The organism is Streptomyces odonnellii, from assembly GCF_000981895.1.
Taxonomy (GTDB): Bacteria; Actinomycetota; Actinomycetes; order Streptomycetales; family Streptomycetaceae; genus Streptomyces; species Streptomyces odonnellii.
In genome coordinates, this window is record NZ_LATD01000062.1 from 40,206 (window position 1) to 58,493 (window position 18,288).

Sequence of the window (18,288 nt, forward strand, 5' to 3'; positions counted from 1 at the left end):
GTGAGCCGGTCGCTCACTTCTTCGCCGGCGTGATGTTGCCGACGGTGATGCCCTTCGGGTTGAGGTGCGCGATATGACCGCTCTCGGTGCCGGCCGACGGGTCGATCGCGCAGTCGATGAGCGCCGGGCCGCCCGAGGCCAGCGCCTCGGTGAGGGCCGCGGTGACCTCGGCGGGCGTGGTGGCGCGGTAGCCCTTGCCGCCGAACGCCTCGATCATCAGGTCGTGCCGCGCCTGGAGCATCAGGGTCGTGGGCGACGGGTCGTCGTCCGACTCCAGGGGGTTGATGTCGTCGCCCCGGTAGACACCGCCGTTGTTCATGATGACGGTGACGATCGGCAGCTTGTAGCGGCAGATCGTCTCCAGCTCCATACCGCTGAAGCCGAAGGCGCTGTCGCCCTCCACGGCCACGACCGGCTCGCCGCTCTCGACGGCTGCGGCGATCGCGTAGCCCATACCGATGCCCATGACACCCCACGTACCGCTGTCGAGGCGGTGGCGCGGCACATGCATGTCGATCACATTGCGCGCGATGTCCAGCGCGTTGGCACCCTCGTTGACGAGATACGTCTCGGGGTGCTCGTGGATGACGTCACGGACCGCCTTCAGGGCACCCATGAACTGCATCGGGTGCGGGTCGGCCTTCAGACGCTCCGCCATCTTGGCGACGTTCTGCTTCGAGCGCGCCGCCAGCTCCTCGCGCCAGGCGGTGGGCGCCGTGATCCGGCCGGGCTTGGTCCGCTCGGAGAGCGCTTCGAGCACCGACTCGATGTCCCCGACGAGCGGGGCGGCGATGGGCTGGTTGCTGTCCAGCTCCTTGGGCTCGATGTCCACCTGGATGAACTTGGCGTCCGGGTTCCACTGCGGAGCCTCGCCGTGGTTCAGCAGCCAGTTCAGCCGCGCGCCGATGAGCATCACGACATCGGCCTTCTTCAGCGCCAGCGAACGGGCGGTCGCGGCCGACTGCGGATGGTTGTCGGGCAGCAGGCCCTTCGCCATCGACATCGGCACGTACGGGATGCCCGTGGACTCGATGAACTCACGGATCCGCTCGTCGGCCTGCGCGTACGCGGCGCCCTTGCCGAGCACCACCAGCGGGCGCTGAGCACCCTCCAGGATCTCGATGGCGCGGTCGACCGCCTCGGGCGCGGGAAGCTGGCGCGGCGACGGGTCGACCAGACGGCTCAGCGTCTTGTCGCCCTCCTCCTTGTCCATGATCGAGCCCAGCACCGCGGCGGGGATGTCGAGGTAGACACCGCCGGGGCGGCCCGAGATCGCGGTGCGCAGCGCACGGGCGATACCGCGGCCGATGTCCTCCACGCGGCTCACCCGGTAGGCGGCCTTGACGAACGGCTGCGCGGCGGCGAGCTGGTCCATCTCCTCGTAGTCGCCCTGCTTGAGGTCGACGAGGTGCCGCTCGCTGGAGCCCGAGATCTGCACCATCGGGAAACAGTTCGTGGTGGCGTTGGCCAGTGCCACAAGGCCGTTGAGGAAGCCCGGCGCGGACACCGTCAGGGCCACCCCGGGCCTCTTCGTGAGGTAGCCGGCCGCCGCCGCCGCGTGTCCGGCGTTGCTCTCGTGACGGAAGCCGATGTAGCGAATGCCCTGAGCCTGCGCGAGGCGGGCCAGGTCGGTGATCGGGATGCCGACCACCCCGTAGATGGTGTCGACATCGTTCATCTTCAGCGCGTCGACGACCAGGTGGTACCCGTCGGTGAGCTCGGCCGGAGCGTCGACGGTAGCCGCGGTCTCCTGTGCAGAGGGGGCGGTCATGGTCCGAGGTCCTCCTTGGGCAGTCATGCCTGTTCGGCTTCTTGTCCCACCTTCGGTGCCGCGCGCCGAGCCGTCCAAGACCTATCGGCGACCAGCCGATAAACAACATTTATCGAGCGTGGTCGCCGCAGCTCGCACTCCGTGGCGGCCTCCCTTGATAGATACTCGCTATCGACTGTTCGTCAGCGCGTATTGGACGCACACCGCGCGCCCGAGCAGGCTCGACAGGTGACGGATTCAACAGATCTGTACGAGGAGGTGGTGGCCATGGCCGTCCCGACCGCGGCATCCGTGCGCGACACGGGTCCGTACCGGCCCCCGGCGGTCACGGGCCTCGTCGATCTCCTCGACCGGCATGCGCGCGACCGGCCCGACGCCCGCGCGCTCGTCGTCACCGGCGACCGGCTGGGCCTGTCGTACGGTGCCCTCGCCGCCCTGGCCGACAGTGTGGCCGCCCGGCTCACCGGTACCGGGCTGCGCCGCGGCGACGCGGTCGGTCTCGTCGGCGCCAACACCGCGGAATTCGTCGTGGCGCTGCTGGGCGCGGCGCGGGCCGGTGTGGTGGTCGCCCCGCTGGACCCGGCGCTGCCCGAGGCCCAACTCTCCGCCCGTGTCGAGGCGCTGGGCGCACGGGCGGTCCTCCTCGGCCCGACCGCCCCCGACGCCGAACCGGTCGCCCGGGTCCCGGTCCCGGCCTGGCCGCTGCGCGTGGACATCTCCCGTACCGGCACGGCGACCGCCACCCTCGACACCGGCGCACTCGCGCCCCGGGACGTCCCGGCCGCGAGCGGGGGGCCGGCGGCGCGGGACGCCCTCGTCCTGTTCACCTCGGGCACCACCGACCGGGCCAAGATGGTCCCGCTCACCCATGCCAATGTGGCCGCCTCCCTCCGGGACATCTGCGCCACCTACGAACTGGGCCCCGGCGACGCGACGGTCGCGGTGATGCCGTTCTTCCACGGTCACGGTCTGCTGGCGGCGCTGCTCGCCACCCTGGGCAGCGGAGGATGCGTCCTGCTGCCCGAGCGCGGCCGGTTCGCCGCGCACACCTTCTGGGACGACGTCCAGGCGGTGGCCGCCACCTGGTTCACCGCGGTCCCCACCATCCACGAGATCCTCCTCGACCGGTCGGCGCACGAGTACCCGGGCCCGCAGGTCGCGCCCCTGAGATTCGTACGGAGTTGCAGCGCCCCCCTCAACACGGCCACCCAGCGGGCACTTGAGCGCACCCTCGGCGCGCCGCTGCTCTCCGCGTACGGGATGACCGAGGCCACCCACCAGGTGACCAGTGAACCGCTGCCGGACTACGGGCCCCTGAAGCACGGGTCCGTCGGGCGTTCGACCGGGGTGGACCTCCGTGTCGTCGACCGGAACGGGCGCCCCTGCCCGCCCGGAGTCCGCGGCGAGGTGTGGCTGCGGGGGGCCACCGTCACCCGCGGCTACCTCGCCGACCCCGACGAGACGGCGCACAGCTTCACGGACGGCTGGCTGCGCACCGGCGATCTGGGCTCGCTCGACGAGGACGGCTATCTCTTCCTCGCCGGGCACATCAAGAACCTCATCAACCGCGGCGGCGAGAAGATCTCCCCCGAGCATGTCGAGGACGTCCTCGCCGGGTGTCCCGGGGTCGCCGAGGCGGCGGTCTTCGCGCTGCCCGACGAGGTGTACGGGCAGCGGGTGGGCGCGGCCGTGGTGATACGCGAGGGCGAGATCATCAGCCCCGGGGAGATCCTTCAGTACTGCCGCCACCGGCTGTCCGCCGTCGAACTGCCCGACCGGCTCAAAGTCGTCGCCGCACTGCCGCACACCGCCAAGGGCGGTCTCGACCGGCGGGCGGCGGTCGCTCTGTACGGGCGGGACGGAGAAGACGGGGCCGGGGCCGGGCGCGGACCCGGACGCTGACGGCGCCGGCTGACGGCGCGCGACGACGCCGGCGCCGGGGGCGCCGGGACATCACCCATGAGCCACGGATCCGCGCGGCCGGCGCGGGCCGGTGGCTCACGGGCCCGGGGCCGGCCGGTTCGTCGCGGGGCCGGCCGGCCCTATCTCACCCGGTGCTCGGTCGGCAGCGGCTGGTCGAAGAACTCGTCCAGCGACAGGCCCGTCGCCGCGTTCACAAACGCGCGCGCCGCTATCGAACCGGGTATCGCCGAGTGGATCGCCACCGACACCGTCGCCCTGGCGTCCGGGGCGACCAGCCGTACGGCCCGGGTCCTGCCGATCACCGGCATCGCGCGCAGCCAGGTGTGCGGCACGATGCTCGCCCAGTCGCCGACGCCCACATGCGCGTAGAGCGACGCCACCGAGTCCGTCTCCACCTGCGGGGTCACCACCACCCCGGCCTCCGCGAAGACACTGTCGATGAGTTCGCGGATGCGCATGTCGGGGGTGAGCAGCGCGAGCGGCAACTGGGCCGCGTCGGACCAGGTCATGGTGTGGGTCTGCGGCATCAACTGGTCGCCGGAGGCCAGCAGTACGTACCGCTCCTGGTACAGCGGCACCACCTGGAGGCTCTCCCGTTCCTCGGGCGCGAAGTGCGAGATCGCCGCGTCCAGCTCGAACTCGCGGAGCTGGCGGTGCAGTTCCCGCGCCGACAGCCGGGAGTGCACCTGCACCTTGGCCAGCGGATGTGCCCCGCAGAACGCGGCGACCGGCAGTGCCAGGGTCGTCGACGCCGTCGGTTCCGTGCCGAGCCGCAGGGTGCCGGTGATGCCGGACTGGACGGCGGCGACCTCGGCCTTGAACGCGTCCTGCTCGGCGAGGATGCGCTTGGCCCAGACGACCAGCCGCTCTCCCTCGGGGGTGAGGCCCTCGTAGTTGTGCCCCCGGTTGATCAGCGTGACGTTCAGCTCGCGTTCGAGCTTGGCGATCGCCGCCGAGAGCGCGGGCTGGGAGACGTAGCAGGACTCCGCGGCCCGCGCGAAGTGCCTCTCCCTGGCCACCGCCACGAAATACTCGAGCTGACGGAACAGCATCAGCGACTCCTCCCTGCTGCACACCGCGCCGGAATCGACCCGCGGACTCCGCTTACTCCGGTGACACCTTGAATCATCCTACTTATCAACCGCCCAACCAGCGGTTTTCGGACGTCGGCACCGGGAGTGCCGCGCGCCGCCAGGAGCGGGAGGAGGCAGGTGGTGGGGGAGCCGGTTCGATCAGCCGCGCGTCGCGGTGCTGTAGACGAACAGCGCGATCACACCGGCGATGCAGGCGAGGACCACCCAGGAACCGAAACTGGTGTGTTTCCCGCTGCCCCCGCGCCGCGCGGCCTTCCCGGACCGCGCGGATCGACTGGATCGGCCGGACCGCTTGGGCGCCGCCCGTCCCGGGGTGATCGGCGCCGCGTCGGCGGCCGTCTCGGCGAGCAGCCGGCGGCAGGCCGCGGCGAGCACGCCCGTACCGGCGGAGAGGGGCACCACGGCCTCCGAGCGCGCCGGGGCGGTGGTGCCGCCGTCCAGGATGCGCCCCGCGCGTACGAGGACCTCGCCCCGGCCGCCCGCCGGAGCGAGGCTGATCCAGCGCCGCACATGCTCACCCCGGATCACCACACCGCCGGACCGCTCCCGGTACACGGTGTGTTCCCGCCACAGCAGTCCCGCCAACTCCCCGGCGACGTCCCTCAGTTGTGCGCTCACAGCCCTTCCCCCCCTCCGCCCCGCGGCGAATCGAACAAGCATCGCACTCTAGCGGCAGGCGGGGAGCCGGTGCCCGGCAGGTCGGCGGCACGCGCCACCGGGGCGTGAGCCCGAACCGGTCACATCCGGTGTCGGTCGCTTGGAGTCCGGCTCCGGTCGTTTCTGGTCGGATTTCAGGCTGATTTCGGTCGGCTACGGGCGAGATCCGGACAACGGCGGAAACAAGCCGGATGGAACGGTGCCGTGACGGGCAGGTCCCGGCGGGCCGTGCCCGCGGCCCGCCGTCGTTGCCGCGCACCCTCCCGCGCGGCCGGCTCCGCCCCAGGACCGACCTCGCGCGGACCGGGATCTTCTCACCCGGCAGCGTGAAAAACCCCAGCCCAAACGGGCTATCATCCGCTCTACACATTCCGATTGCGCACAGCCGCGCAGGCCGTGGAGTCATGGCACCGGTGAGTCTGCCCGGCCTGGTTCCGTATGCCTCGCGGCCATGTCGCCCTGTGTCGAGAGGAGCGTTCCCGATCGCACTTCGCATCTGGCTCAGCAGCGCGGGGGTCGCCGCCACCGAGGTGGCCCGGATGTTGCGTGAGAACCCCGACGCCACCGATGTCCGTATCTACGGCACCAACATCAGCCGGCATGCTCCCGCGCTCTCGGTCTGCGACGTGAGCGAGGTCGAACCCCACCGGGTCAGCAACGCGGCATACGCCGAGTTCGCCCTGGACTTCTGCCGCCGGCACGCCATCGACGTCCTCATCCCTCCCCGTCGACTGGACGCGCTCGCCCCCTACGCGGACGCGTTCGCCGCGCTCGGCACCAAGCTCATGTGCTCGCCGGCCCCCGCAGTCTCCGTACTGACCAGCAAGAGCGGGACGTACGAGGCGGCGCGGGCGATCGGCGTCCCCGTACCGCCCTGGTGGATCGTCTCCGACGGCGACGCGCTGCGCGCGGCGGCACGGGAGATAGCCGACGAGGGCGGCACCGCCTGCATCAAACCCGCGGGGGAGTTCTCCGCGTTCGGCTTCCGCATCCTCGACGACACCCCTCTCCGGATCACGGACCTGCTGGCGCCGGCACGGCCCGTCGCCTCCCTCGGCGCCGTGGCCGACGCGCTCGACCGGGCCGTGGACCAGGGCGAGCGGGTCCCCGAGTTCATCGTGATGCCCTATCTCGACGACCCGGAGGTGAGCATCGACTGTCTCTCGGCGCCGGGCGGTGCCATGGTCACCTGTGTCGCCCGGTCCAAGGACGGCCGTTACCGCCATCTCCTCGACGCCCCTGCCCTGACCGATATCGCCCGGCGTCTGGTGAGCCATTTCCGGCTCGCGTATCTCTCCAATGTCCAACTGCGGCACTGGCATGGCCGGCCGATGCTGCTCGAAGCCAACCCCCGGGCCTCGGCCGGGATCTTCCAGACCGCGTTCGCCGGAGTGAACCTCCCGTGGGCCGCCGTCCGTCTGCTTCTGACGGGCGATCCCGGCCGACTGGAGCCGCCGCGCCTGGGCGGCCGGATCGCGGTCACCGAGACGGTGATGGACCTGACGTCGGCCCGGCCACCGGTCAAACAACTGGCTCAGCCACCGCTCCAGAAATTGGCTCAGTCACCAGCCCAGTTGCTGGCACCGGCTCAGCCACCGGTCCAGTCCCTGGCACCTCCTGTCTCCGCCGGAGCCTGAGCGCCGGAGCCTGACGGCCGGAGGCTGACCCCGCCAGGGATTCCGGCCCGGAAGCGGGGGCGGTACGGTTCCGCCGCCCCGCCCCCGCCCCCACCGGGTGAAGGTTCGTCCGGCTGCCCTGTCCCGATGGTGGGGCGTGCGGGGCGGATGCAGCGTGGTCCGTATGACAGAGACCTCGGCCGTGGCGTCCGGCCCGCGAGGACAGGAGCCACCGGCCGGGCAGGGCCGCTCGACAGCGGGCGACCTCGGACTGCTGGCCGCGGTCGCCGGGGTCTACACCCTTGTCCAACTGACGCTCGTCGTACGGGGATCGGGGCTCGGCTGGGACGAGACCGTGTACGTCAGCCAGGTCGCCCGGGACGCGGAGGCCGCGTTCTTCAGCGCGCCGCGAGCCCGGGGCATCACCTACCTCGTCGCCCCTGTCACCCTGCTGACCTCGTCCGTCGGGGCGCTGCGGGTGTATCTGGCGCTGCTCTCCGGCACCGGGCTGCTCGCCGCGCTCTGGGTATGGCGCAGGCTGCTGCCCGTACCGGTACTCGCCGTCGCCGGAGCGCTGTTCGCCGGGCTGTGGATCACCGTGATCTACGGCCCGCAGGCGATGCCCAATCTCTGGGCCGCCCTCGGATCGCTCTGCGCGGCCGGCTGTTTTCTGCGGGCCGCGCGCGACCGCTCCGACAGCGCCGCCCTGGCCGGACTCGGCGGGGCGATGGCGTTCGTCGCGCTCATGCGCCCCTCGGACGCCCTCTGGCTCGCCCTGCCGCTCGGACTCGCCGCGGTGGCGGTTCCGGCGTGGCGGCGGCCCGTGCTGCTGCTGGTGCTCGTCGCCGGTACGGCGCTGGGCTGTGCCCAGTGGGTCGTCGAGGCGTACACCGACTTCGGCGGTCTGCTCGCCCGGCTGCGCAGGGCCAGTGAGATCCAGGGGCACTTGGGCTGGCATCTCGCCTTCGACGACCAGGTGCGCGCACTCGACGGGCGGCTGCTGTGCCGCCCCTGCGACGAGCCCTGGCGGCGGCCGGTCACCGCCGTCTGGTGGTTCGTCCTTCCGCTGCTCACCGCGGGCGGTGTCGTGGCCGCCGCCCGCCTCCGACGGCTGCCCGTCCTCCTGCTGCCCGCACTGACCGCGCCGGCCACGGCCGTTCCGTACCTTCTGCTGATCGGCTATGCCGCGCCGCGCTTCCTGCTGCCCGCCTACGCGCTGCTGTCCCTGCCGGTCGCGCAGTGTCTGACCTGGCTCTGCTCGGCCGTACGCCCGCGCCTTCTCGTGGTGAGTGTCCTCGCCGTCGCGCTCGCCGGGCATCTCGCGGTGCAGTACGCGGTCCTCGCCGCCGTCGCCGCGCGCGGCCGCGAGAGCCGGGTGGCGTTCGGGCGGGTGGCGGCGGAGCTGGCGCGGCAGGGGGTCCGGCCGCCCTGTGTGGTCAGCGGTACGGAGGCCGTCCGTATCGCGTTCCGCGCGGGCTGCGCGTCCCGGCAGACCGGCGGCCACGACCGCAGCATCACCCCCGCGGGCCTCGTCGAAGCCGCACGCGAGCGGCCGGTGGCCGTCGTGATGGCGGGCGGGGACGGGCCACCCGCGTACGCCGACGGCTGGCGGCTCCTGCGCCTCCCGGACCTGCCGGGCCGGCCCGGCCTCCGTGCCTGTCTGGCCCCCTCCGCCCGACCCGGCCCGGGGAGCCACTTATCCCGTTGAGCGCCGACTCCGGCCCGTGTTACCACTGGCTGACCCGGCGGAAGCCGGTCATCACAACAACGGGGAGGGCCGACGGCCATGGTGCTCGGAGATCTCGTCACACTGCGGGCCATGCGGCGGTCGGACGCCGACGCGCTCTGGCGCTGGAACCACGATTCCGAGGTCATGCGCTGGATGAGCGACGGCTACGCCCAGAACCCGGAACGGGTCGAGAAGTGGCTGGAGGAGCGCCCCCGCAATACGTACGCCGACGTTCTCTTCGGTATCGAAGTGCGCGAGGACACCCGGCTCATCGGCCTGATCCGCCTGCGGGACGCCGAGCCCGAGACCGGCTGCGCCGAACTCGACATCTATATCGGTGAGAAGGAGTACTGGGGCCGGGGCTTCGCCACGGACGCGATGCGGACGGTCTGCCGGTACGGCTTCGACAAGATGCGGCTTCACAAGATCACCCTGACCGTCGTCACCGAGAACCACGCCGCCCACCGGGTCTACCAGAAGGTCGGGTTCGTCGACGAGGGCAGGCTGCGCCAGGTCTTCCGGCGCGACGGAAAGTGGTACGACATGTTCACCATGGGCCTGCTGGAGGGCGAACTCCGGGGCTGAGCACCGCTGTTCGCGCCGCCGGTACTCGAACCGCCCCCGGGGCGGGCTCAGTACGGCCCGCTGCATTCGAGGATCCGTCTCGGATTGTCGATCAGCATCGTGTTGATCTGCTCCTCGCTCACGCCCCGCCGCCGCAGCGCGGGCAGCACATCGCGGGAGATGTGCAGATAGTGCCAGTTCGGCAGCAGAACGGGCACATCGCGCATCGGAAGCCAGTCGATGTAACAGTTGGCGTCGTGCGCCAGCACGATCCGGTCGGTGTAGCCGCGGGCGCAGAGCGCGGCGACCGTGTCCACCCGCTGGTCGAACGGCAGGAAGACATCCAGCCCGAAACGGTCCATGCCGAGATACGAGCCCCGGTCGGCGATCGACATGAGATAGCCGAGATCCGTCGTGTCGCCGCAGTGCCCGATGACCACCCGGCTCAGATCCACACCCTCGGCCTCGAACACATCCTGCTGCTCGGTGCCCCGACGGGTCCCCGCGTGACTGTGCGTGAGGATCGGGACCCCGGTGGCCCGGTGCGCCTGCGCGACCGCCCGCAGCACCCGCTCCACCCCGCGGGTCACCCCCGGCACATCGGTCGCGCACTTCAGAATCCCGGCCTTCACCCCGGTGTACGCGATGCCGTCGACGATGTCGGCGATGAACATCTCCACCAGCGGCTCCTCACCGCCGAGCAGGGTGCCGGGCCCGCGCATGCTCACGAAGTGCGGGACGTGGTCGTACGTGTAGAGCCCGGTCGCGACGACGATATTGAGGCCGACCTGCTCCGCGACCTTCTGGATCCGCGGGATGGAACGGCCGAGGCCGATCACCGTGGGGTCGACGATGGTGGAGATACCGGTGGCGGCGAGGTCCGTCAGCCTTCTGACGGCCCGCGGCACCGCCTCGGACTCCCGGAACCCGGCCCGCTCCGGATGGTTGGTGACGAACTCGGGGTTGAGGACGAAGATGTGCTCATGCATCAGGACCCGGCCGAGACCGCCGACCGGTACAGGGCCACGGACGGTGTTCACCTCGGCCGTGGCGGAGACGGTTTCGAACCGCATGTCGGACTCCCGCATCACACGTGGGCGCGCGGCACACGGCCGCGCCGGGGACGGACTCGCATCGGCGGACTCCGCATGGCTCGGCGGCCGTACGGCACAGCCGGTACGTCGGCGGGACCGCCCGCCGTGGACTCCCCGTCCCGATGGGACGCGGTGCGCTCACGAGCACCCCTGGTACAGACTTCCCGGCCGCGCCGGAGCTGAAAAGGCGCATGCTCCCGGCGCTTGACGCATACGCGCTCGCCACCCGGTGCGCTGAAGCGCCCCCTGCTTCGGTGGCACTCCCGCACCGCCGCCCCGCGCGCTCTCCTGTGCCCGCCTCCGGAGCGCGCGATGGTGACGCCCCCGAATTCAGGTTGGCCCGACGGCCTCCGAGGATGGATCGTTCAGATGCTTCCCGTACACCCCTCCGCCCCTCCCGCCTCGGAAGGCCCCCCGATGACACCACGTCCGATGACCGCCGCCTCCTGGACAGACCGCCTCGGCCGCGCCCGCGCGGCGGCGTCCGCCGCCGGTATCGACGCCCTGCTCGTCTCGCCCGGAGCCGATCTGCGCTATCTCACCGGCTATGACGCGCACCCGCTGGAGCGCCTGACCTGCCTGGTCGTGCCCGCCGGAAACGCCGCCGGCGAGCCCTTCCTCGTCGTACCGGCCCTGGAGAAGCCCGCGGCCGAGGCGTCGCCCGCCGGGAGCCTCGGGATCGGGATCACCGGCTGGGACGAGACCGACGACCCGTACGCCTTGGTCGCCGCGCGCCTCCCGCGCGCTCTCGCCCGGGTCGCGCTCGACAACCGTATGTGGGCCGAGAAGGCGCTGGCCTTCCGCGCCGCGCTGCCCGGAGCCGAGCAGGTGCTCGCCGGACAGGTGCTGTACGGGCTGCGGGCGCGCAAGACCCCGGAGGAGGCGGAGGCCCTGCGCCGTGCCGGGCAGGCGATCGACCGGGTGCACTCCCGGATGGGCGAGTGGCTGCGGCCCGGCCGTACCGAGCGCGAGGTGGCCCGGGACATCGCCGACGCGATCATCGCGGAGGGGCATGTGCGGGTGGACTTCGTGATCGTCGGCTCCGGGCCGAACGGCGCCAGCCCGCACCACGAGGTCTCCGACCGGGTCGTCGAGGCCGGCGATCCGGTGGTCGTCGACATCGGCGGCACCACCGAGGAGGGCTACTGCTCCGACTCCACCCGCGTCTACGCGCTCGGCGAACCGCCCGAGGAGTTCCTGCGGCTGTACGAGGTGCTGCTGCGGGCCCAGCGCGCCCAGACCGACGCCGTACGCCCAGGCCTGCGCGCCCATGAGCTCGACGCGATCGGCCGCGATGTGATCACCGAGGCGGGGTACGGCCCGTACTTCATCCACCGGACCGGCCACGGCATCGGACTGGAGAGCCATGAGGAGCCCTACATCGTGGCGGGCAATCAGCTTCCGCTGGAGCCCGGGATGGCGTTCTCGGTCGAGCCGGGCATCTATCTTCCCGGCCGGTACGGGGCCCGGATCGAGGACATCGTGATCTGCACCGAGGACGGCGGGGAGCGGCTCAACAGGACCGGCCGCGAACTCGTCGTCCTGCCGTGAACGGTCGGCGGGCCGTCTGACTGCCGGAACGCCCGCCCGCCCGAACGCCGCCTGCCCAGCCGCGTGACTGCCCAGTCGTCGGCCGCCCGGCCTCCCCGGCCCGTTCCGGCGGGCGACTGCTCGTACCGCCGGACGGGTGGTTGTACGCGGCGCTCCGCTGTGGTTACCTGACGTCATGACGCTCCGGCTCGTGACCCGCCGCCATGTGGACTATGCGCGTGTCACCAGTACGGGCTGTCACACCGCACGCTGACGCCGTGCCACCGGCGGCCGGCCGCCGCTTCCCGGGCCGCTTAGACCGCGGGATCCACCGCGTTCACCGGATCCGCCCGGTCAGTTCGATCGGCTTGATCGGCTTGATCCGCTCGGCCCGGCTGATCCGCCGCCGGGAAGCGCTCGTTCCGCCGATTCCGCCGCGCCGTGCGCGGGGCGTGCCACCGTGCGCCGTCCCGCGCCGGTAACCCTGTCTTCTGCGCACCCGCCAGCGAACCGTGCTCCGTACTCGCAGGTGCCCCGCACCCGTGGGCGCCCGCATCCCATCGCCGTACCGCACCAGGGAGAACCATGAGCCAGTCCAGCCAGTCCAGCGAGTCCAGCCAGCCCATCGACTCCGTCACCGCCGGGCACACGCCCGAGGCCGTCCAGGACGGCCCCGACACCTCGGCCTGGTCGTTCGAGACCAAGCAGGTGCACGCGGGCGCCGCGCCCGATCCCGCCACCGGGGCGCGGGCGGTGCCCGTCTACCAGACCACCTCGTTCGTGTTCCGGGACACCCAGCACGCGGCCGACCTCTTCTCGCTCGCCGAGCCGGGCAATATCTACACCCGCATCCACAACCCGACCCAGGACGTCTTCGAGCAGCGGATCGCCGCGCTCGAAGGCGGTGTCGCCGCCGTGGCGCTGGCCTCGGGGCAGGCGGCGGAGACCCTGGCGATCCTCACACTCGCCTCGGCCGGCGACCACATCGTCTCCAGCACCTCCCTCTACGGCGGGACGTACAACCTCTTCCGGCACACCCTGCCGAAGTTCGGCATCGAGGTCGGCTTCGTCGACGACCCCGACGACCTCGACGCGTGGCGGGCCGCGATCCGGCCGAACACGAAGGCACTGTTCGCCGAGACCCTGGGCAATCCGCGCGGCAACGTCCTGGACGTACGGGGCGTCGCGGACGTCGGGCACGCGGCGGGGCTTCCGCTGATCGTCGACAACACCGTGCCGACTCCGTATCTGCTGCGGCCGATCGAGCACGGCGCGGACATCGTCGTCCACTCGGCGACCAAGTTCCTCGGCGGGCACGGCACCACCATCGCCGGGATCGTCGTGGACGGCGGCACCTTCGACTTCGGCGCGCACGCCGAGCGCTTCCCGGACTTCAGCGAGCCCGACCCCAGCTACCACGGACTGCGCTACTGGCCGGCCCTGGGGCCAGGCGCCTTCGCGGCGAAGCTGCGGGTGCAGCTCCTGCGCGACATCGGCCCCGCGCTGTCGCCGCTGTCGGCGTTCCTGCTGCTCCAAGGGGTGGAGACGCTGTCGCTGCGCATCGAGCGGCACTCGGCCAACGCCCAGGCGCTCGCGGAGTGGCTGGAGCAGCGGGACGAGGTCGCCGCGGTCCACTACCCGGGGCTCCAGTCGAACCGCTGGCACGACGCCGCACAGCGGTACCTTCCGCGTGGCGCGGGCGCGGTGCTGGCGTTCGAGCTGCGCGACGGGGTCGAGGCGGGCAAGCGTTTCGTCGACGCGGTGGAGCTGTTCAGCCATCTCGCCAATATCGGCGACGTACGGAGCCTGATCATCCATCCGGCCTCGACCACGCACAGCCAGCTCGACGCCGAGCAGCTCGCGGCGACGGGCACCTCGCCGGGGCTGGTGCGGCTGTCGGTCGGCATCGAGAACCTCGCGGACCTCAAGGCCGATCTGGAGGCGGGCTTCCGCGCGGCGAAGGGCGCGTCCTGAACGGCGTGACGGATACGGACCGGGGGGCGCAGGGGCCGCCCGACCCGCCGGGTCCTCCGGGAGATCCTGAGCCGCCGGGTCCTCCGGGACGGCCCGGGACGGCAGGGCCACCCGGGCTGCCCGAGCCGCCGCGCCAGGGGGCCGTGTCCGGAGCGCCTTCCCTTCCGCCGGCCACCGGTGCCTGGCGGGAGGGGGATCCGCCCGGGCGGCGCCAGTGGTGGGTACGGGCCGGGCCGCTGGCACTGGAGGCGGGCGGTGAACTGCCGGAGATCCGTATCGCGTACGAGACCTGGGGGCACCTCGCCGCCGACGCCTCCAACGCCGTACTGGTCCTGCACGCGCTCACCGGCGACAGCCATGCCGCGGGCCCGGCCGGGCCCGGCCACCCCACCCCCGGCTGGTGGGACGCCCTGATCGGGCCGGGCCGGGCCCTGGACACCGACCACTGGTTCGTTGTCGCACCCAATGTGCTGGGCGGCTGCCAGGGCAGTACGGGACCGTCCTCGGCCGGCCCCGGAGGACGGCCCTGGGGCTCGGCCTTCCCCCGGCTGACCCAGCGCGACCAGGTGTCGGCCGAAGCCGGCCTCGCGGACCGACTGGGTATCGGACGCTGGGCGTTGGTGCTCGGCGGCTCCATGGGCGGTATGCGCGCCCTGGAGTGGGCCGTCACCCACCCCGAGCGCACGGGCGCGCTGATGCTGCTCGCCACCACGGCGAGCGCCGGCGCCGAGCAGATCGCCTGGGCCACCATCCAGGCGCGCGCGATCCGCTCCGACCCCTTCTGGCGCGGCGGCGACTACCACGACGCGGGACCGGGGCGCGGCCCGCACACCGGGCTGGGACTGGCCCGCCGGCTCGCCCATGTCACCTACCGCAGCGAGCCCGAACTCCACGTCCGCTTCGGCCGCGACCCGCAGGGTACGGAGGACCCCTGGCAGGGCGGCCGCTACCAGGTCGAGTCGTATCTCGACCACCATGCCGCCAAGCTCGTACGGCGCTTCGACGCGGGCAGCTACATCGCCCTCACCGACGCCATGAACACCCATGACATCGGGCGCGGCCGAGGCGGTGTCCGGGCCGCGCTGCGCCGTGTCTCCGCGCCGACGTTGGTGGCGGGGGTCGACTCCGACCGGCTCTATCCGCCGTCCCAGCAGGCGGAGCTGGCCGCGGGCATCCCGGGCGCGGACCGGCTGCGCGTGATCGAATCGCCGTACGGGCACGACGGTTTCCTCATCGAGACGGAACAGGTCGGCGCGCTCGTACGGGAGTTGACCGGCAGGACCGGCGCGTCGCGCCCTCAGACCGGGTGACAGCGCCTTACAGGCGACAGGGCGCCCCCGCCGACGGCGGGAGCGCCCCTTCTCTGTGCCGGATCAGCGGTGCCGTCGCACGGTTGCGCGGCTTCGGCACAGCGGCGGCCGGATCCGGGATACCGGATCAGCGGCGCCGGATCAGCAGTACTGCGCTTCCTTGCCGATCGAGCGGTAGAAGCAGTCCGCGTTCTCCAGAAGCTGGAGCACCGCGTCCCGGTTCCTGCTGGTCTCGCGGTCGATCACCTCGTCGGGCGGGTAGAAACCGCCGCCCGAACTTGACGACGGGTACATCTCGAAAGTGTACGAGAAGATCTTGTACGTCCCCCACAGCCAGTCGTCGATCGAGCCGTCCGTGATGTAGAGATCACTGGCCTGCTCAGGGGTGTAGCCGTTGCTCGCGGCCATCTTCTGTCCGACGGTCGCGAAGGCGTTGCGGTCGTCCAGTGTCATACCGGTCGTGGTGTCCGCGGTGGTGTAGCCGAAGGGCCAGAGCACCAGTTCGCTGTAGGTGTGGAAGTCGATTCCGGCCTTGATCTGCTGCGTACCGCCGACGACCCGGCTGCGTACGAAGTTCGCCACGACCTTCACCTCGGGCGCGGACTCGGCGGCGCTGCCCCGGTAGGTGTCCGAGGAGGCGCTGCCCGACGAGCCTCCGCAGCAGCCCCAGCGGTAGGCCCAGTTGCGGTTGAGGTCCGTACCGACCGCGGTGGAGCCGGAGTTGGGCTGCCGGTTCTTGCGCCAGCTCCGGTACGAGCCGGTCGCCACGTCGTACTCGCCGCCGTCCGGGTTGAGGTCCGGGATGATCCAGATCTCCCGGCTGTTCACCAGATTGGTGACCCGCGGGTCGGTGCCGTAGTCGGAGGTCAGCTCCTTGAGCAGATACAGCGCCATCTCCACCGTGAGGTGCTCACGCGCGTGCTGATGGTGCGTGAAGAGGACCTCGGGCTCGTTCTCGTCGGTGGCGACATTGTCGCTGATCTTGATCGCGACCATGTTCCGGCCCTGGTACGAGGTGCCGATCACACGCTGGCTCACCAGGCCCGGGTTCGCCGCTATGACGGTGTTGATCTCACTCGTCATCTCGGCGTAGTTGTGGTACCGGGAGTCGGCGGAGGGGAAGTCGAACGGCTCGATGACGCCGTCCACCGTACGGTCGGGAACAGCGCCGAGCGGGGTGGGGTCGTAGCCCAGCGCCCGGAGCTTCCTCGCCTGCGCGGGGTCGGCCGAGACGACCACGCTCTCGCTGTCCGACTCGTCGATCGTCACTCCGGTCCTGGCGAGCGCGGTGCGGGTCGCCGAGGTGGAGTGCATCCGGATCTCGTACTGCTTGATGGCCTCGTCCGCCGCGGCTGCCTCGGCGGCGGGCGACGGGGGAGTGGAGTCGGCGCTGGTGGCCGTGGCGGTGACACCGAGGGCCAGGGCCAGCAGGGCGGCCAGGGTCATCGTTCTTCTGCGGCCGGTGCCGCCGCTTCCACGTGTTCGGAGCCGCATGGAATCTCCCGGGTGTGGAGGTGAGTGGGGGGTGGTGCCGCGACGCGCCCTGTGTGCGGGACAGCGGAACTGGGGCCGTCCGGGGTCATCCTGAGGGCATGTCATGAGCCGGTCAAGAGCGCAAATGCGGCGGGGCGGCCGGGCATGGTTCACGACGCCCCCGTGTCCTTCCGTCGCTCACCATCCCGGCCACCGCCCCGGCCCCTCCGAAGCCGACCCCCCGCCCCCTCCGGGGCATTCCTAGAAGTCGAAGATGGTGCCGCTTCCGCTGTTCTTGGCACACGGGTTGCCGAAGGTGTGGACGTACGAGTAGCGCTTCCCCTCCCACACGCCCTCGGCGGTCACCGTCACCGGGTTCCACTCCTTGCTGCACACCGCGCGTGAGCCACGGGTGGTGATGGAGTCCAACTCGGCCTGAGTGGACTGTAGTTCGGCACAGGCGCCGACCGCGTCCGGGTGGGTGCCGCCCGCCGTGGGCGCGCAGCTCAGGGTCACGGCGCGCAGCACCGTACCGGTGGCGGTGCTCTCTCCGGCGGTGACACCGAGCACCAGGGCGGACGGCGCGTACAGGCTCCCCGCACCGGTCCCTGCGCCGCCCGCCGCGCCCGCCGCGCCGACGCAGGGCAGTGTGCTGAACGCCAGTGTGGTGGCAGTGAGCGCCAGACCTCTTGCGATGGACCGCATGGCGATTACTCCTTGGTCGAGGTTCGGTAAATCGCAGGCAGTCTGGCCCGCCCCGACGACGAATGCGTGGCACCACCACCATGTCCGGCCGCCCGGTGTGATGCCATGGCTGCAAATGGTGGTCACCCGATTGGATCCGGTACGCGCGGTGCGCGGTGTGCGAAGTGCCGTGCGGGCGGCGGACCGGCCGGGACGCGTGCCGGTGACACCGGCGGTGGTGTGCGTCAGAGGCCTTCGTCTGCGGCTGGCTCTTCGGTGAGCTCGTCGGCGAGGTCCCTCAGGACCCGGTCGGCCACGGCGAAGGCCGAGTTGGCGGCAGGCACCCCGCAGTACACGGCCGACTGGAGCAGTACCTCGCCGATCTCCTCGGGCGTGAGGCCATTGCGTACGGCGGCCCGTACATGCATGGCCAGTTCGTCCCGGTGGCCGCCCGCGACCAGCGCGGTGAGGGTGATACAGCTCCGGGTACGGCGGTCCAGGGTGCCGCCGGTCCAGATCTCGCCCCAGGCGTAGCGGGTGATGAAGTCCTGGAAACGGGCGGTGAAGGGCGTGGTGGAAGCGATCGCCCGGTCGACATGGGCGTCACCGAGGACCGCCCGGCGTACGGCCATGCCCACCGCGTACCGGTCCTGCGGGTCCGAAGGCGGCCGGCCCAGATGTGACAGCAGCGCGTCGAGTACGGCACCGGGCCGCTCGACGCTCGCGAGGTGCGCGGCGCGGGGCAGCTCGACGAGCGTGGCGTCACGGATGCCGTCGGCGAGTTCGCGGGCATGGGCGGGCGGGGTGGCCGGATCGTCGCGGCCGGCGACGACCAGGGTGGGTGCGCCGATCCGAGCGAGGTCGTCGCG

Annotated in this window: 14 protein-coding genes; 7 read left to right on the top strand and 7 right to left on the bottom strand. The window is 71.7% G+C overall.

What is annotated here, in order from left to right:
- Window positions 1-13 precede the first annotated feature (13 nt).
- Window positions 14-1,771 (bottom strand): oxalyl-CoA decarboxylase, encoded by a 1,758-nt coding sequence (gene oxc, locus WH07_RS08000; protein ID WP_046497071.1) that lies wholly within the window; start codon window positions 1,769-1,771, stop codon window positions 14-16.
- Between the two features lie 267 nt (window positions 1,772-2,038).
- Between oxc and WH07_RS08005 the strand changes: the two genes are divergently transcribed.
- Complete coding sequence (locus tag WH07_RS08005; RefSeq protein WP_046497073.1) at window positions 2,039-3,673, top strand: FadD7 family fatty acid--CoA ligase; 1,635 nt, start codon at window positions 2,039-2,041, stop codon at window positions 3,671-3,673.
- Between the two features lie 140 nt (window positions 3,674-3,813).
- Here the strand turns inward: WH07_RS08005 and WH07_RS08010 are convergent, their stop codons facing one another.
- Both WH07_RS08010 and WH07_RS08015 read right to left on the bottom strand, forming a co-directional pair.
- On the bottom strand, window positions 3,814-4,746 hold the full coding sequence (locus WH07_RS08010) for a LysR family transcriptional regulator (protein WP_046497075.1): 933 nt from the start codon (window positions 4,744-4,746) through the stop codon (window positions 3,814-3,816).
- 180 nt (window positions 4,747-4,926) lie between these two features.
- The gene (locus WH07_RS08015; protein ID WP_232788773.1) at window positions 4,927-5,406 is read right to left on the bottom strand and encodes a hypothetical protein; all 480 of its coding nucleotides are present in this window, start codon (window positions 5,404-5,406) and stop codon (window positions 4,927-4,929) included.
- Window positions 5,407-5,849: 443 nt separating this feature from the next.
- On the opposite strand from WH07_RS08015, the gene WH07_RS08020 reads away from it, so the two are divergent.
- The 3 genes from WH07_RS08020 to WH07_RS08030 all read left to right on the top strand — a co-directional run bounded on the left by WH07_RS08020 (window position 5,850) and on the right by WH07_RS08030 (window position 9,375).
- Window positions 5,850-7,082, top strand: a complete 1,233-nt coding sequence (locus WH07_RS08020; protein ID WP_079023043.1) for an ATP-grasp domain-containing protein — start codon at window positions 5,850-5,852, stop codon at window positions 7,080-7,082.
- Window positions 7,083-7,245: 163 nt separating this feature from the next.
- Window positions 7,246-8,769: a hypothetical protein gene (locus WH07_RS08025; protein WP_046497078.1), complete on the top strand. Its 1,524-nt coding sequence runs from the start codon at window positions 7,246-7,248 to the stop codon at window positions 8,767-8,769.
- A 78-nt stretch (window positions 8,770-8,847) separates the two neighbouring features.
- The gene (locus tag WH07_RS08030; RefSeq protein WP_046497079.1) at window positions 8,848-9,375 is read left to right on the top strand and encodes a GNAT family N-acetyltransferase; all 528 of its coding nucleotides are present in this window, start codon (window positions 8,848-8,850) and stop codon (window positions 9,373-9,375) included.
- 47 nt (window positions 9,376-9,422) lie between these two features.
- Here WH07_RS08030 and WH07_RS08035 read toward each other — a convergent pair whose 3' ends face one another.
- Complete coding sequence (locus WH07_RS08035) at window positions 9,423-10,427, bottom strand: phosphotriesterase family protein (RefSeq protein WP_046497082.1); 1,005 nt, start codon at window positions 10,425-10,427, stop codon at window positions 9,423-9,425.
- Between the two features lie 453 nt (window positions 10,428-10,880).
- Between WH07_RS08035 and WH07_RS08040 the strand changes: the two genes are divergently transcribed.
- From WH07_RS08040 to metX, 3 genes are all read left to right on the top strand, one after another.
- Window positions 10,881-11,999 carry a M24 family metallopeptidase gene (locus WH07_RS08040; RefSeq protein WP_079023044.1) on the top strand — a complete coding sequence of 373 codons (1,119 nt, stop codon included), beginning with the start codon at window positions 10,881-10,883 and terminating at the stop codon, window positions 11,997-11,999.
- A 564-nt stretch (window positions 12,000-12,563) separates the two neighbouring features.
- The gene (locus tag WH07_RS08045) at window positions 12,564-13,952 is read left to right on the top strand and encodes a bifunctional o-acetylhomoserine/o-acetylserine sulfhydrylase (protein WP_079023045.1); all 1,389 of its coding nucleotides are present in this window, start codon (window positions 12,564-12,566) and stop codon (window positions 13,950-13,952) included.
- Window positions 13,953-14,095: 143 nt separating this feature from the next.
- The gene (metX, locus tag WH07_RS08050) at window positions 14,096-15,262 is read left to right on the top strand and encodes a homoserine O-acetyltransferase MetX (protein WP_079023047.1); all 1,167 of its coding nucleotides are present in this window, start codon (window positions 14,096-14,098) and stop codon (window positions 15,260-15,262) included.
- Window positions 15,263-15,403: 141 nt separating this feature from the next.
- Here metX and WH07_RS08055 read toward each other — a convergent pair whose 3' ends face one another.
- The 3 genes from WH07_RS08055 to pcaC all read right to left on the bottom strand — a co-directional run.
- Window positions 15,404-16,756, bottom strand: a complete 1,353-nt coding sequence (locus tag WH07_RS08055) for a M14 family metallopeptidase (RefSeq protein ID WP_046497088.1) — start codon at window positions 16,754-16,756, stop codon at window positions 15,404-15,406.
- A 240-nt stretch (window positions 16,757-16,996) separates the two neighbouring features.
- Complete coding sequence (locus tag WH07_RS08060; RefSeq protein WP_046497091.1) at window positions 16,997-17,440, bottom strand: subtilase-type protease inhibitor; 444 nt, start codon at window positions 17,438-17,440, stop codon at window positions 16,997-16,999.
- A gap of 224 nt (window positions 17,441-17,664) precedes the next feature.
- Window positions 17,665-18,288, bottom strand: a 624-nt coding sequence (gene pcaC, locus WH07_RS08065) for a 4-carboxymuconolactone decarboxylase (protein ID WP_046497094.1), incomplete at its 5' end; no start/stop codon positions are given.

Bases quoted from the DNA above. Each gene is read 5' to 3' on its own strand.
- oxc (WP_046497071.1), bottom strand. From the start codon at position 1,771: ATGACCGCCCCCTCTGCACAGGAGACCGCGGCTACCGTCGACGCTCCG.
- WH07_RS08005 (WP_046497073.1), top strand. From the start codon at position 2,039: ATGGCCGTCCCGACCGCGGCATCCGTGCGCGACACGGGTCCGTACCGG.
- WH07_RS08010 (WP_046497075.1), bottom strand. From the start codon at position 4,746: ATGCTGTTCCGTCAGCTCGAGTATTTCGTGGCGGTGGCCAGGGAGAGG.
- WH07_RS08020 (WP_079023043.1), top strand. From the start codon at position 5,850: ATGGCACCGGTGAGTCTGCCCGGCCTGGTTCCGTATGCCTCGCGGCCA.
- WH07_RS08025 (WP_046497078.1), top strand. From the start codon at position 7,246: ATGACAGAGACCTCGGCCGTGGCGTCCGGCCCGCGAGGACAGGAGCCA.
- WH07_RS08030 (WP_046497079.1), top strand. From the start codon at position 8,848: ATGGTGCTCGGAGATCTCGTCACACTGCGGGCCATGCGGCGGTCGGAC.
- WH07_RS08035 (WP_046497082.1), bottom strand. From the start codon at position 10,427: ATGCGGTTCGAAACCGTCTCCGCCACGGCCGAGGTGAACACCGTCCGT.
- WH07_RS08040 (WP_079023044.1), top strand. From the start codon at position 10,881: ATGACCGCCGCCTCCTGGACAGACCGCCTCGGCCGCGCCCGCGCGGCG.
- WH07_RS08045 (WP_079023045.1), top strand. From the start codon at position 12,564: ATGAGCCAGTCCAGCCAGTCCAGCGAGTCCAGCCAGCCCATCGACTCC.
- WH07_RS08055 (WP_046497088.1), bottom strand. From the start codon at position 16,756: ATGCGGCTCCGAACACGTGGAAGCGGCGGCACCGGCCGCAGAAGAACG.
- WH07_RS08060 (WP_046497091.1), bottom strand. From the start codon at position 17,440: ATGCGGTCCATCGCAAGAGGTCTGGCGCTCACTGCCACCACACTGGCG.